At 64.2% G+C, this 13,746-nt stretch carries 13 protein-coding genes; 12 read left to right on the top strand and 1 reads right to left on the bottom strand.

Features of this window, described 5'->3' with window-relative positions:
• Positions 1–285: 285 nt before the first annotated feature.
• Positions 286–1,209, bottom strand: a complete 924-nt coding sequence (locus IVB18_RS19525) for a LysR family transcriptional regulator (protein WP_247990624.1) — start codon at positions 1,207–1,209, stop codon at positions 286–288.
• A 107-nt stretch (positions 1,210–1,316) separates the two neighbouring features.
• On the opposite strand from IVB18_RS19525, the gene IVB18_RS19520 reads away from it, so the two are divergent.
• From IVB18_RS19520 to IVB18_RS19465, 12 genes are all read left to right on the top strand, one after another.
• A complete protein-coding gene (locus IVB18_RS19520; protein WP_247990623.1) occupies positions 1,317–1,640 on the top strand; it encodes a Dabb family protein in 324 nt (107 codons plus the stop codon).
• A complete protein-coding gene (locus IVB18_RS19515) occupies positions 1,637–2,716 on the top strand; it encodes a maleylacetate reductase (RefSeq protein WP_247990622.1) in 1,080 nt (359 codons plus the stop codon). The genes IVB18_RS19520 and IVB18_RS19515 overlap by 4 nt, the downstream gene beginning before the upstream one ends.
• Before the next feature lie 4 nt (positions 2,717–2,720).
• On the top strand, positions 2,721–4,094 hold the full coding sequence (locus IVB18_RS19510; RefSeq protein WP_247990621.1) for an amidohydrolase family protein: 1,374 nt from the start codon (positions 2,721–2,723) through the stop codon (positions 4,092–4,094).
• Between the two features lie 21 nt (positions 4,095–4,115).
• A complete protein-coding gene (locus IVB18_RS19505; protein WP_247990620.1) occupies positions 4,116–5,012 on the top strand; it encodes an NAD(P)-dependent oxidoreductase in 897 nt (298 codons plus the stop codon).
• Between the two features lie 21 nt (positions 5,013–5,033).
• Entirely contained in the window at positions 5,034–5,918 is an 885-nt protein-coding gene (locus tag IVB18_RS19500) for an intradiol ring-cleavage dioxygenase (RefSeq protein ID WP_247990619.1), read from the top strand.
• A gap of 50 nt (positions 5,919–5,968) precedes the next feature.
• On the top strand, positions 5,969–7,363 hold the full coding sequence (locus IVB18_RS19495; protein WP_247990618.1) for an FAD-linked oxidase C-terminal domain-containing protein: 1,395 nt from the start codon (positions 5,969–5,971) through the stop codon (positions 7,361–7,363).
• Positions 7,360–8,886 carry a sugar ABC transporter ATP-binding protein gene (locus IVB18_RS19490; RefSeq protein ID WP_247990617.1) on the top strand — a complete coding sequence of 509 codons (1,527 nt, stop codon included), beginning with the start codon at positions 7,360–7,362 and terminating at the stop codon, positions 8,884–8,886. The genes IVB18_RS19495 and IVB18_RS19490 overlap by 4 nt, the downstream gene beginning before the upstream one ends.
• A complete protein-coding gene (locus IVB18_RS19485) occupies positions 8,879–9,829 on the top strand; it encodes an ABC transporter permease (RefSeq protein WP_247990616.1) in 951 nt (316 codons plus the stop codon). The genes IVB18_RS19490 and IVB18_RS19485 overlap by 8 nt, the downstream gene beginning before the upstream one ends.
• The gene (locus IVB18_RS19480) at positions 9,826–10,803 is read left to right on the top strand and encodes an ABC transporter permease (protein ID WP_247990615.1); all 978 of its coding nucleotides are present in this window, start codon (positions 9,826–9,828) and stop codon (positions 10,801–10,803) included. Before IVB18_RS19485 ends, IVB18_RS19480 begins: the two co-directional genes overlap by 4 nt.
• 42 nt (positions 10,804–10,845) lie before the next feature.
• Entirely contained in the window at positions 10,846–11,823 is a 978-nt protein-coding gene (locus tag IVB18_RS19475; RefSeq protein WP_247990614.1) for a sugar ABC transporter substrate-binding protein, read from the top strand.
• A 63-nt stretch (positions 11,824–11,886) separates the two neighbouring features.
• Positions 11,887–12,174 (top strand): YciI family protein, encoded by a 288-nt coding sequence (locus IVB18_RS19470; RefSeq protein WP_247990613.1) that lies wholly within the window; start codon positions 11,887–11,889, stop codon positions 12,172–12,174.
• 373 nt (positions 12,175–12,547) lie between these two features.
• On the top strand, positions 12,548–13,594 hold the full coding sequence (locus tag IVB18_RS19465; RefSeq protein ID WP_247990612.1) for an AraC family transcriptional regulator: 1,047 nt from the start codon (positions 12,548–12,550) through the stop codon (positions 13,592–13,594).
• The last annotated feature ends 152 nt before the right edge of the window (positions 13,595–13,746 follow it).

Here is a 13,746-nt window from a genome sequence, read left to right as displayed (position 1 = left end):
GAGCGCTTCGCGGAGCTCTATCCGGCCAAGATCGACTAGATTGAACGGCCGTCCCGAAGGTCCGCGGCCACTTTCGACGGCAGAACATCCATGGACTGGAATTAAAAATCTGCAAAACAACCCCATGCAAAGTAGCGGACGCTCGCAGGCATGCCGTAGCGCTTCGGCAAACATCCTTTGACTCGTCGGGCAAAACACCGGCAACATTCCATCATCGCGGCCGTCGTCCCGAATATCCAGCGACCGGCTGCCTTCTCGGCAGTCGGAATTCAGAGTGTTTGTCACTCACTTCGTTGCGTCTATCCATATCCCCGGCTCCGAACGCTCGCGGATGTAAGTCACCAGGAAGTCGGAAAAGACCCTGATCTTGGCGGGCAGCCCCGCACGATTCTGATATGCGACGTTCATGGTGAGCAGAGGCAGCTCCCAATCCATCAGGACCGGGACAAGGCGGCCCGCTGCGATGTCGCTCTGAACGATGTAGAGCGGCTGGATGAGAATGCCGAGACCTGCGAGCGCCGCTCCACGGATGATTTGACCATCATTGCTCTCGAGTGTCGGCGTGATGCGAACCGTTTGCGCGCCATTGCCCTTTCGCAGACGCAGGGAATACGGGTCGTTCGCAAGATTGTAGACCAGCATGTTGTGACGCGCGAGATCGGCGGGCTGTTCCGGTTGGCCGTGGCTCACGAGATATGACGGCGCGGCTGCCAGCACGCGGCGCATCTGGCCGATACGGCGGACGATGATGTTGGAGTCCGGCTCCTGCTCCCGCGTGCGGATCGCAACATCGATGCCGGCCTCGATGAAATCAGGATAGCGGTTGGCGGCTATGATCTGCACGCTCAGATTCGGATAGAGCGCGCGGAAGGCGGGCAGCATCGGCGCCAGGTAGATCATTGCAAACGACAGCGAACTCGTGACGCGCAACATTCCCTTGGGCGACAGCGCGCGGTCGCTGACGGCGGCCTCGGCCTCGGCGAGCTCGTTCAGAAGCGTACCGCAGCGCTGCAACAGCTCCTGCCCGGCTTCGGTCAGCCATTGCCGACGCGTGTTGCGCTCGATCAGACGGACCGCGAGCCGCTCCTCCAGCGCGCTGAGATGCCGGCTTGCCGCCGCATTCGACATTCGCAAGATCTCGGCGGCCTTGGAGAGGCTGCCGAGTTCGGCCGTTCTGGAGAAAACCTCGAGTTGGAGCAGCCTGTCCATTTTTGCCAAAATCGGAAAAGAGACTTGCAAAATTTGACCTTTATTTCCGATTTCTGCAAGGCAAAATGCCACCAACAAGCAAGATAGCAGGCGAGGAAATCTGGGAAATGTCGGGACCGATCAAGCACATCGTAATGTGGCGGCTGCGCGGGGACACGCCCGCGGAGCGCGCGGCAGCCCGAACCAAGGTCAAAACCCTGTTCGAAGGCCTCAAGGGCCTGATCGACGGCCTCACTCATATTGAGGTCGGCGTCGACGTCAGCGATGTCGATTATGCCTGCGACGTCGTCCTGGTCTCCGAATTCGCCGACAACGCGGCCCTGAAGGCCTATGCCACCCACCCGGAACATCTGCGCGTGCGCGAGGCGCTGGGCGACTTGCGAACCGGGCGCTTCCAGGTCGATTATCCCATCAAAGAGACCGGCGCATGATCGGTTCGTTCACCTTTGAAAACCTGCCTTGCCGCGTCGTGTTCGGCAGCGGAACCTTGGCTTCGGCCAAAGCCGAGATCGAGCGGCTCGGCGGCAAGCGCGCGCTGGTGCTGACGACGCCGCAGCAGGAGGCGCAAGGCAAGAGCCTTGGTGAGGCTCTCGGCCCGCTCTATGCCGGGCTTTTCCCGGGCGCCACCATGCATACGCCGGTCGACGTCACGGAGCGCGCGCTCACAGCGATGAAGGCGTGCGATGCCGACTGCGTCGTGTCACTCGGCGGCGGATCGACGACTGGCCTTGGCAAGGCGCTGGCCTTGCGCACTGGCGTCAACCAGCTCTGCATTCCGACCACCTATGCCGGCTCCGAGATGACACCGATCGTCGGCCAGACCGAGAACGGCCTGAAGACCACGGTGCGCGATGCGGCGGTGCTGCCGGAGACCGTGATCTACGACGTCGATCTCACCCTGACGCTGCCGGCGAGCCTGGCTGCGACCTCCGGCATCAACGCGATTGCGCATGCGGTGGAAGCGCTTTACGCGCGCGACGCCAATCCCGTCACCGCGCTGATGGCGGAAGAAGGCATCCGGGCGCTGGCCCGCGCCCTGCCCGCCATTGCGGCCAAGAGCGACGACCGCGAGGCCCGCACCGAAGCGCTCTATGGCGCCTGGCTGTGCGGCGTGTGCCTCGGCACCGTCGGCATGGCGCTGCATCACAAGCTCTGCCACACGCTCGGCGGCACGTTCGATCTGCCGCACGCCGAGACCCACACCATCGTGCTGCCGCATGCGCTGGCCTACAACGCACCCGCCGTGCCCGACGCGATGGTGCGCATCTCGCGCGCGATCGGTGTTACCGATGCCTCGCAGGGGCTCTACGACCTCGCGAAGCGGCTGGATGCAAAGCTTGCCTTGCGCGATATCGGCATGCCCGAGAGCGGCATCGACAAGGCGGCCGATCTCGCCGTCACCAACGCCTACTGGAATCCGCGCCCGCTCGAGCGCAACGCCATCGGTGACCTGATCGCGCGCGCCTGGGCCGGCGAGCCGCCGGTCGCAATCGAAGCGGCGGCCTGAGGCGATGCGGCGCACGCTGATCAAATCCGCGGTCGTCATCAGCATGGATGACAGGATTGGCGACCTGCGCACCGGCGATGTGCTGGTCGAAGGGAAGCGAATCATCGACGTGCGCCCCGGCATCGACCTCGGTAGCGGCGCGGCCGAAACCGAGATCGTGGACGGCACGGGGCGCATCGTCATCCCGGGCCTGATCAACGCGCATATGCACACCTGGCAAACTGCGCTACGCGGCTATGCCGCGAACTGGACGTTGCTCGAATATTTCCGCCGCATGCATGCCGGCCTTGCAACCGTGTTCCGGCCGGAGGACGTCTACATCGCGACGCTGGTCGGCGCGTTGAACCAGATCAATTGCGGCACCACCACCCTGGTCGACTGGTGCCACAACAATCCGACACCTGAGCATACCGATGCCGCCGTGCGCGGCCTGATCGAGAGCGGCATTCGCGCCGCGTTCTTCCACGGCTCGCCGAAGCCCGAACCGAAGCCGGGCGAGCCGCATTTCTCGGAAGTCCCCCATCTGCGCCGCGAAGTCGAGCGGCTGTTGGCGGGCTCCCTCGCCAACCGCGACGGCCTCGTCACGCTCGGGCTTGCGATTCTCGGTCCGCACTATTCGACGCTCGATGTCGCCATGCATGATTTCCGCATGGCGCAGGAGCTGAAGCTGATCGCATCGATGCATCAGGGCGGCGGCCCGGCGAAGACGCCGGGCGGCTGGGAGAAGCTGATCGAGGCCGGCCTCGTCGGTGCCGGCGTCAACATCGTCCATGGCAACGATCTGCCTGACGATCTCCTCGATCGTCTGGTCGACCTCGGCGTGTCGTTCTCGGTGACGCCGGAGAACGAGATGATCCAGGGGCACGGCTTTCCGATTACCGGGCGGCTCTTGAAGCGGGGCGTTCGGCCGACGGTCGGCATCGATCTAGAATCCGTGCTGGCCGGCGATCTCTTCTCCGCCGCACGGGTCGCGCTCTCGATGCAGCGGGCGCTGGATAACGCGGAGGCGCGCAAGGCCAGCGGCACCATCCCGGCGACGACCACGATTCCCGTGCGCGAGGCGCTGCGCTGGATCACGACGGAGGGCGCGCGCATGCTCGGCCGCGAGGACCAGATCGGCTCGCTGACGCCGGGCAAACTCGCCGACCTCGTCGTCATCAACGCCAGCGATCTCAACCTCTTCCCGGTGCACGATTCCGTTTCCACCGTGGTGATGCAGACGAGCCTCGCCAATATCGAGGCTGTCATGATCGATGGCGTCTGGAAGAAACGGAACGGCCGGCTGCTGGCTGAGGGGCTGGAGCCAAAGAAAGTATTGCTGGCGCAATCCGGCCAGCGGCTGGTGCAGGACATCGAACGACAGGGACGCGCCGCCTGAAGGCGCCAACGGACGAGAACAATGACAGACGCTTCGAAGAATGTAGCCTTCATCGGGATCGGCAAGATGGGCCTGCCGATGTCGGTGCTCATCGCCAAAGCCGGCTACGCCGTGATCGCCTTCGATCAGAACGGGGCACGGCTCAACGATGCGCGCGCGCAAGGCATCGGCATCGCCGCCTCGCCGGCCGAAGCGGTTGCCGGACGCGCCGTGATCGTCACGTCCCTGCCCGATGATACGGTCTTGCGCGCCGTGATGCTCGGCCCCACCGGTCTCATCGGCGCGATGACCCCTGGAGCCGTCCTGATCGAGACCAGCACCGTGAGCGCCGAGGCTTCCGCTGAAGTCGGCGCCGCCGCGGAGGCCCGCGGTGTTGCCTATCTGCGCGCGCCGGTCTCCGGCAATGCCAGCATCGTCCACACCGGCGCGCTGACGTGCTTCGTCTCGGGCCCCAAGGACGCCTTCGAAACCGCAAAACCGTTGTTCGCCGCCTTCACGCGCGCGCAGACCTATCTCGGCGCCGGTGAGGAAGCCCGCTACGCCAAGCTTTCCGTCAATCTGATGATCGCAGTGTCGGCGGCGATGATGGCCGAGAGCCTGGCGCTGGCGCGCAAGGGCGGCATCGCCTGGCAGGACATTCTGAAGGTGCTCGACGACAGCGCGGTCGCCTCGCCGATGGTGAAGTACAAGACCGCCCCGCTCAGGACGCGCGATTTCGAATCCAGTTTCTCCTGCAAGCAGATGGCCAAGGACCTCGATCTCATCCTCGGGGCCGGCCACGCCGTGGGGGTACCCTTGCAGCTCGCCGCGCAGGTACGCGAGACCTACGGCTCGCTGGTCGCGCAAGGCGACGGCGACACCGACTTCATCGCGACCGTCAAGCACATCGAGCGGCTGTCAGGCCTCGGCGAGCCCTAACTCTGATCAAAGGAGGCGCATATGCGAAACTTCAATGAGAATACGATCACGGATGCGGTGCTGGAACGGATCCAGGGCGCGACCGATCCGCGGATCAAGCAGGTCAGTGAAGCGTTGGTACGGCACCTTCATGCCTTCGTCCGCGAGGTCCGCCCGACCCAGAAGGAATGGGAATACGGCATCGACTTCCTGACCCGCACCGGTCACATGTGCGACGACAAGCGCCAGGAGTTCATCCTGCTGTCCGACACGGTCGGCGTCTCCATGCTGGTCGACGCGATCAACCATCCGGTGCCGGAAGGGGCCACCGAGACCACGGTGCTGGGACCGTTCTTCGTCCAGGCTGCGCCGGAGAAGAACAGGGGCGACGACATCTCCGGGCCGATGGAGGGGGACCCGATGCTGGTCACCGGCTCGGTGTCGACCGTCGACGGACGGCCGCTTGCCGGCGCGGTCGTGGACGTCTGGCATTCCGACGATGACGGCTATTACGACGTGCAGCAGCTCGACAAGATCGGCGATCTCGCGATGCGCGCCCGCTTCCACACCGACCAGAATGGCCGCTTCCATTTTTGGTCGATCAAGCCTGCCGCCTATCCCATTCCGCATGACGGTCCGGTCGGCGAGATGCTGGAGGTGCAGGGCCGTCATCCCTGGCGTCCGGCGCATGTGCATTTCATGATTTCCGCGCCCGGCTTCGAGCAGCTCGTGACACATGTGTTCGTCGCCGGCGACCGATATCTCGACAGCGACGTGGTGTTCGGCGTCAAGGACAGCCTGATCCGCGAGTTCGTCCGCCACCCGGCCGGCCGTGCGCCGGATGGTCGCACGGTGGACAGCGAGTATTTCCACCTCAACTATGATTTTGGCTTGAAGCAGGTTGCGAGCAGCGCGCAAGCTGCCTAAGCCAAATGAAGCCGAACCAACAAGAATCCGGCAGCAGACAGGGAGCGAGGATGGGACCGCGGGTCAGCACAGCAACATTGGCCGATCGCCTCACAGGCCTGATCGGTCCACGCGCAAGCGTTGCGCGCGGCGTGCTCGATCAGCATGGGCAGAGCGAATCGCACTACCGCAACCTGCCGCCGGACATCGTTGTCTTCCCCGAGACGACGATGGAGGTGGCCGAGATCGTCAAGCTGTGCGCCGGCGCGAATATGCCGATCGTGCCGTTCGGCGCCGGCACCTCGCTTGAAGGCAACGCAGCATCCGTCGCGGGCGGCGTCTGCTTCGATTTCGCGCGCATGAACAAGGTGCTGACGGTGCACGAGAGTGACATGGACGTCGTCGTGCAGCCCGGCATCACCCGAAAGCAGCTCAACGCCGAGCTCCGTGGCACCGGCCTGTTCTTCCCGATCGATCCCGGCGCGGATGCCTCGATCGGCGGCATGACATCCACGCGCGCTTCCGGCACCATGGCGGTGCGCTACGGCACCATGAAGGACAATGTCATGGCGCTCGAGGTGGTGCTGGTCGACGGGCGCGTGATCCGCACCTCGCAGCGCGCGCGGAAATCGGCCGCCGGCTACGATCTGACGCGGCTGTTCGTCGGGGCGGAAGGCACCCTCGGCATCGTCACCGAGATCACGCTGAAGCTGCATCCCGTGCCGCAGGCGATCTCGGCCGCCGTTTGCAGCTTCGACACCCTGAACGATGCCGTCGACACCGCGATCTCCGTGATCCAGTCCGCAATTCCCGTGGCGCGCATCGAACTGCTCGACGACGTCATGATGCGCGGCATCAATGCCCATGCAAAGCTCGGCTATCGCGAGGCCCCGACCCTGTTCTTCGAATTCCATGGCTCCGAGACGTCCGCGGCCGAGCAGGCCGAAGCCGCGGAGACAATCGCCGCCGATCATGGCGGTCACGGCTTTGCCTGGGCAAAGGCTGCCGAGGACCGCAGCCGGCTCTGGCACGCGCGCGACAACACCCTCTACGCCGGCCTCGGCTTAAGGCCCGGCGCCCGCGCCGTGATCACGGACGTCTGCGTGCCGATCTCGCGGCTCGCGGAGTGCCTGATGGAGACGCGACGAGACGCGGACGAGCACGGCTTTACCGCTCCGATCGTCGGCCATGTCGGCGACGGCAATTTCCACATGCTGATCCTGATCGATCCGGCAAAACCGGACGAGATCGAAGGCGCCAAGGCGCTCCAGGCCCGCATGGTCGCCCGCGCGATCGCCATGGACGGCACCTGCACCGGCGAGCACGGCATCGGGCTCGGCAAGATCGATTATCTCGCTGACGAGCTCGGCGACGCCGTCGACGTGATGCGGTCGATCAAGAGCGCGCTCGACCCGAACGGCCTGATGAATCCGGGAAAGATCTTTGCAAGCGGAGCGCACGCATGAGCACCACGGCACCGGCCGTTGAGCCTTCCTCGCCTATCCCGCTGCTCGAGCTGCGCGGCATCAGCAAGGAGTTTCCCGGCGTCAAGGCGCTCGACGATGTGTCCTTTGCCGTCTTCCCCGGGGAAATCCACATGCTGCTCGGCGAGAACGGCGCCGGCAAGTCGAGCCTGATGAAGGTACTGTGCGGCGCCTATCGCGCCGATGCCGGCGAGTTTCACTACAAGGGCGAGAAGGTCGCGATCACCTCGACCGCGGACGCGCAAAAGCTCGGCATCGCCGTGATCTTCCAGGAATTCTCGCTGGTCCCCCATCTCGATATCGCGCAGAACGTCTTCCTCGGCCGCGAACCAAAGGGCCGCATTCCCGGCACGATCGACCGCCGCAAAATCCTGGCCGACGCCAAGCGCGTGCTCGATATGATCGGCTTCGAAATCGATCCTTCGACCACCGTCGACAAGCTCGGCGTGGCGCAACAGCAGATGGTCGAAATCGCGAAAGCGATCAGCCAGAACGCACGCATCCTGGTGATGGACGAGCCGACCGCGGCGCTGTCCGACCGCGAGACAGAGCTCCTGTTCGCGCTGATCGCGCGGCTCAAGGCCGATGGCGTTTCCATCGTCTACATCTCGCATCGCATGGCGGAGGTGTTTGCGCTCGGCGACCGCATCACCGTCCTGCGCGACGGCCGCCGCATCGATGGCGTTCGTCCGGCCGACGTCACCCCGGACCAGCTCGTCCGCATGATGGTCGGCCGCACCGTGGACATGACTTATCCGCGCAATTTTGCCGACAAGCCCGGCGAGGTGCTGCTCGAGGTCAAGGGCCTGACCTCGTCGAGCGGTATCTCCGATATCAACATCGAGGTGCGCCGGGGCGAGATCGTCGGCCTGTGCGGCCTGGTCGGCTCGGGTCGCAGCGAGGTCGCGCGTGCCATCTTCGGCGCCGATCCCGTGAATTCCGGCGAGATCATCTTTGACGGCAAGGCCATTTCCGGCGAGCCCGATCTCGCCGCACGCCGCGGCATCGCACTGATCCCGGAGAGCCGCAAGAGCGAAGGCCTCGCCCTGCTGCGCTCGGTCGGCGACAATCTCGTGGTCTCGGCACTGCGAAAACTGTTCCCGCGCGGCCTGTTCGACCAGCGCCGCGCGCAGCGCACGTCCGACGGCCTGATCCGGCAGCTCAGGATCGCTACCCCGAGCGCGCGGCAGACCGTCGGCCTGCTCTCCGGCGGTAACCAGCAGAAGGTCGTGATCGGCAAGTGGCTCGCCGCCGGTTCAAAACTCTTCATCTTCGACGAGCCCACACGAGGTATCGACATCGGCGCCAAGTCCGAGATCTTCGCGCTGATCGACCGGCTGGTGGCCGAAGGCGCGGCTGCTCTGATGATCTCGTCCGAGCAGGTCGAGATCTGCCATGTCTGCGACCGCGCCTATGTGATGCGCGAAGGCCGCATTGCCGGGCATCTGACGCGTAGCGAGTTGACGGAGGAGAACATCGTGCGACTGGGGATGCATCATGCGTGAGGCCGCGGTCGTTTCACAGCCAAATCCGCTGCAACGCATTCCCGGCGTTGCCATCGTGCTGGTGCTCCTGATCGCGCTGTTCGGCGCAATCGCGCCCGGATTCCTGTCGGTCGCCAACCTCTCCAACGTGCTGGTGCAGTCGACGATCCTGACCATGCTCGCTCTGCCGATGACGCTGATCATCATGACCGAGGGGCTGGACCTGTCGATGGGCGCTGTGCTGACGCTGACCTCGCTCTGCGTCGCGATCGTATCGCTCGCGACCAAGTCGATGCTGCTTGGGCTGGGCGCCGGCTTGCTGGTCGGCGCGGCCTTCGGCACCCTCAACGGCTGGCTGGTCGCGATGTCAGGCATTCCGCCGTTCGTCGCGACGCTCGGCACGCTCGGCATGGCACAGGGCCTGTCGTTGATCGTCAGCGACGGTCAAAGCGTGGTCGGCATCCCTCACAGCGTGCGCGATATCTATTCGGCGACCCTCCTGGGCGTGCCCGTCCCGATCGTGATGGCGTTCGTGAGCTACGCGGCGTTCCACGGCCTGCTCTATCATACCCGCTTCGGCACCTACATCTTCGCGCTCGGCGGCAACCGCGAGGCGCTGCGCTATGCCGGCCTCTCGCCGAACCGGCTCTTGATCGTCGTCTATGCGATCGGCGGCGCCATGGCCGGCATCGCCGGCCTGCTGATGACCGCGCGGATGAATTCCGGCCATCCGACCGCGGGCCTCGGCCTTGAATTCGATGCGATCGCCGCCGTGGCGGTCGGCGGCACCTCTTTCGAGCGCGGCAATGGCTGGCTGCTCGGCACGGTGCTAGGCGTGATCGCGGTTGGTGTACTGCGCAACGGACTCAATCTGATCTCGTTGCCGTCCTCGGTGCAGGTCGCAAGCGTCGGTGTCCTCGTCATTGTCGCACTGTTCCTGGATGGCCTTCGGAGTCGCGCATGACCGACATCACCAAAGAGGCCATCGCGCCACCCCGCTCCTTCCTGTCGCAGGATGCGACCCAGGTCTTCTACCGCCTGCTCGCCGCACTCCTGATCTGCGCGGTGCTGGCGGTGCTCAGCGATTCCTTCCTGAGCCTCGGCAACATCCTCAACGTACTGCGGCAGGCGAGCCTGACCTTCTTCATCGCCTCGGGCTTGACACTCGTGGTGCTGACCGCGGGCCTCGATCTCTCCGTCGGCGCCAATGTCGCGCTGTCCGCCTGTATCGCCGGGACCGTGATCCACAAGACCGGCTCGCCGGCGCTCGGCATCCTCGCGGGGCTCGCCTGCGGCGGCATCGTCGGGCTCCTCAACGGCGTGATGGTCACCGCGCTGCGCATCCCCTCCTTCATCGCCACCTACGGCATGCTCTGGGTTCTGAACGGCCTGACCTACTGGTACATGGCGGGCGAGACCCTTCACGGCTTCCCGGCAGGCTTCCGCCAGATCGGCAGCGGCTATTTGTTCGGCCTGCCGATCCCGGTCTATCTGCTGCTGGTGTTCCTTGGGATCGGAACGCTGTTTGCCCAGCGAACGATCTGGGGCCAGGAGATCTATGCGATCGGCGCCAATCCCGTCGCGGCCCGACTCTCCGGCATCCCGGTGGCACGTCGCCTGCTGCTGGTCTACGCCGTCTCCGGCACCATGGCGGGACTTGCGTCGATCATCTTCCTGTCGCGGCTCAATTCGGCGGAGGCCGACATCGGCGAAAGCCTGACGCTGCCGGCGATCGCGGCCGTGCTGATCGGCGGCACCTCGCTGTTCGGCGGTGTCGGCACCGTGTTCGGCACCTTCATCGGCGCGTTGATCCTGACGCTGGTCCTGAACGGAATGAACCTCTTGTCGGTCAGCGCCAATTGGCAGCCGCTCGTCACCGGAATCATCGTCATTCTCGCGGTCTGGCTCGACATGAAGACCCGCCGCCGCACGCAATGAGCACTTGAAGATCCAACAAGCAAAACGAGGGATGGAGGCAACATGAGACAACAGAAACTGGGTTACCTGACGCTGCCGCTGCTGATCGCCGCCGCATTCACCACACAGGCCCGTGCGGACGGCGAGACCATCGCCGTTTTCACCAAGAACCAGACCAATCCGTTCTTCCAGACGGTACGGGTCGGCGCTGACAACATGGCGAAGGTGCTGAACGCCAAGACGCTGCAATACATTCCGACCAAGCCGGACTCGATTCCCGAACAGCTCAGCCAGATCGAAGACGTCGTGGTGAAGAAGCCAAGCGCCATCGTCTTTACGCCGGTCGACTACAAGGCGATGGTGCCGGGGGTCGAAAAAATCAACGAAGCCAAGATCCCCGTCGTCAACATCACCGACCGCTCCGCGGGCGGCAAGTTCGTCTCCTTCATCGGTGCCGACGATTACAGCCTCGGGCTCGAAACTGCGCGCCATCTCCTGAAGACACTCGGCGGCAAGGGCAACATCGTCATCATCGAGGGCGTCAAGGGCTCGCTGACCAATGTCGACCGGGTCCGCGGCTTCAACGATGCGCTGAAGGAAAACGCCGGTGCAAAACTCCTGGCCTCGCAGCCCGGTAACTACCAGCGGCTCCAGGCGCTCCAAGTGATGGAGAACCTGATGCAATCGAACGCGCAGATCGACGGCGTGCTCGCCGCCAACGACGCCATGGCGGTCGGCGCGATCGAGGCCCTCGACGGCGCCAACCGTAAGGCGCAGGTGATCGGCATCAACGGCACCAAGGAGGCGATCGACGCGATCAAGTCAGGCAAGCTACTCGCAAGCGGCGACTATAACGGATTTGCGCAGGGTTGCCTCGGCACCATGATGGCGATCCGCGCCCTGCGCGACCAGCCGGTCATCAACGAGATCGTGCTGAAGCCCACCGTCATCACCAAGGATAATTACCAGCCGTTCGACGTGCCACTGGAGCAGCGGAGCTGCCCGACATTCGAGGAAGCCAGCAAGCTTGGCGGCAAATAGGCTTACCAATCGCGACAAGCTCGGGCGGCCGTCCGGTACGGCCGCCCAAAAAACGGAGACACCATGCTGTTTGCAATTCATGCCCTCGACCGCGCCGGCGCGCTCTCGACCCGGCTCGCCAACTACGATGCCCACAAGGCTTTCCTGAGCGACACCTCGCAGTTTGGCGTCAAGATCGTGATGTCGGGGCCGCTCGTGTCGGATGACGGCGCGACAATGATCGGCAGCCTTTTCCTGATCGAGGCCCCCGGTCGCGCGGAGGTCGAAGCCTTCAACCGGGCAGACCCCTTTGCCGCAGCCGGGATCTGGGAAAAGGTCACGATCACCGGCTTTCTGCGCCGTCAGGGTTGAAGGTCGCGAACCGGTTTGAGGCCCCACTCGTGCGATGCTGGAGGATGCAGCGTTGATCCGCTGACGACTAGCGGCGGATGGAGCTGGCCGCATGGGAAGATGCTGCCTCACCTCTCGTCCGGTTCGCTTCGTACCGCATCTAACAGCCGCCCGAGCCTGACCTCGGCCTGCAAGCCATTGATCTCATTGGCTGAATTTACGCATTTGCGACATGCGGTCGCACTTGGCACGCTTGCAAGTTCTAACAACCCTTAAGCATCTCTAACGAGCTTCGAGACGGGACCAGCCATATCGTTTGAGCATCGACTTGCTGCATTCGGCAGTCCGGCGCAACCGGCTCGGCTGCAGCGACACTCAAGAAGCGAGACGAACGATGCTCACCGATATGCAAATGGCCGGCGCATGGCTCAGCCATGAAGCCAGCCAGCGCGAACCGGACTCCCCCCTGGCGACGAGCGCCTTTCCCGACGAACGAAGATGGCGCCAGCCGGAGCAAAATGCCGGTATTGCAGCCGAGGACATCACGATCTCGCGCTGGACCTGCGCGCAACCTGCCGCAAGGCGCGAAGAAGCGACAACGCCCCCCGACAAATACTTCATATCGATCGCCTTGAAGACGACTCGTCTCAAGCTAACCAGGGGCAATCACGTCATTTTCGATGGCATCATGCCGGGGGGCACGCTGTATGTCGGCGCACCCTCGAAGCAGCTCAGCGCGCAGTTCGACGCGCCGTGCGATTTCCTGCACTTCCACGTCTCCGCCAGTTGCTTACGATCCCTCCAATCGGGAACGGAGGTTTCCGCCTCCGAAAGCCTGAACGACCTTGTCCTGCTGCGCGACCCGTTCGCCGAGCAGCTTGCAAAGGCGCTGACCGAACACGGCGACTCGACTGACCAGGAATTCGCGCGCTGCATCGGCCAGACGCTGGTACGGCATGTTGCCCGGCGTGAACTGCCACGCGCGAAGGTGAACGCTCTGCCGAAATGGCGCCTGCGACGCGTCGAGGAGTATGTCGGGACGCACTTCGATCACTGCATCAGCCTGTCCGATCTTGCCAAGGTCGCGGGACTGTCCCGCATGCACTTTGCGGCACAGTTTCGCGCTGCGACCGGATACCGGCCGCGCGAGTACCTTCTGCACCAGCGCATCGAACATGCGAAATCGCTGTTGTCGAATTCCAAGACGTCTCTGGCCGAGGTTGCGCTGGCCGTCGGTTTCTGCACGCAGGCCCATTTCTCGACCGTCTTCAAGCGCATCACGGCCGATACTCCTGCGCGCTGGCGTTGCGCCCGGCGGAACGAACGATCTTCGAGCACGACGCTCGGCGGTGAACCGGCTCCCGCGCGCAACACGTTGTCGCGTACCGCCGCAAGGGAACCGCGTGAATCATGCGAAATGAGAAACGTCCTCGGTTCGTGAAATATTTTATCCGCCAGATCGGCGATGCTGCAAATGTAAGTGACTGAGCCCCCCACCAGTCACGGCTCGTGCCTCTCCTCCCTGGCATACGGGCCTCAGGGCCGTCCTCCCCCAAAAGGACGGCCCCTTTTTTCGTCGCCACCGCGCGCGAT

It is taken from the genome of Bradyrhizobium sp. 186 (assembly GCF_023101685.1).
Taxonomy (GTDB): Bacteria; Pseudomonadota; Alphaproteobacteria; order Rhizobiales; family Xanthobacteraceae; genus Bradyrhizobium.
The sequence above is the reverse complement of the archived record's forward strand: the minus strand, read 5'-3'. Positions and strand labels throughout refer to the sequence as shown.

What these genes read in the sequence shown, in the direction of transcription:
- IVB18_RS19525 (WP_247990624.1), bottom strand. Translation starts at nt 1,209, where the DNA reads ATGGACAGGCTGCTCCAACTCGAGGTTTTCTCCAGAACGGCCGAACTC.
- IVB18_RS19520 (WP_247990623.1), top strand. Translation starts at nt 1,317, where the DNA reads ATGTCGGGACCGATCAAGCACATCGTAATGTGGCGGCTGCGCGGGGAC.
- IVB18_RS19515 (WP_247990622.1), top strand. Translation starts at nt 1,637, where the DNA reads ATGATCGGTTCGTTCACCTTTGAAAACCTGCCTTGCCGCGTCGTGTTC.
- IVB18_RS19510 (WP_247990621.1), top strand. Translation starts at nt 2,721, where the DNA reads ATGCGGCGCACGCTGATCAAATCCGCGGTCGTCATCAGCATGGATGAC.
- IVB18_RS19505 (WP_247990620.1), top strand. Translation starts at nt 4,116, where the DNA reads ATGACAGACGCTTCGAAGAATGTAGCCTTCATCGGGATCGGCAAGATG.
- IVB18_RS19500 (WP_247990619.1), top strand. Translation starts at nt 5,034, where the DNA reads ATGCGAAACTTCAATGAGAATACGATCACGGATGCGGTGCTGGAACGG.
- IVB18_RS19495 (WP_247990618.1), top strand. Translation starts at nt 5,969, where the DNA reads ATGGGACCGCGGGTCAGCACAGCAACATTGGCCGATCGCCTCACAGGC.
- IVB18_RS19490 (WP_247990617.1), top strand. Translation starts at nt 7,360, where the DNA reads ATGAGCACCACGGCACCGGCCGTTGAGCCTTCCTCGCCTATCCCGCTG.
- IVB18_RS19485 (WP_247990616.1), top strand. Translation starts at nt 8,879, where the DNA reads ATGCGTGAGGCCGCGGTCGTTTCACAGCCAAATCCGCTGCAACGCATT.
- IVB18_RS19480 (WP_247990615.1), top strand. Translation starts at nt 9,826, where the DNA reads ATGACCGACATCACCAAAGAGGCCATCGCGCCACCCCGCTCCTTCCTG.
- IVB18_RS19475 (WP_247990614.1), top strand. Translation starts at nt 10,846, where the DNA reads ATGAGACAACAGAAACTGGGTTACCTGACGCTGCCGCTGCTGATCGCC.
- IVB18_RS19470 (WP_247990613.1), top strand. Translation starts at nt 11,887, where the DNA reads ATGCTGTTTGCAATTCATGCCCTCGACCGCGCCGGCGCGCTCTCGACC.
- IVB18_RS19465 (WP_247990612.1), top strand. Translation starts at nt 12,548, where the DNA reads ATGCTCACCGATATGCAAATGGCCGGCGCATGGCTCAGCCATGAAGCC.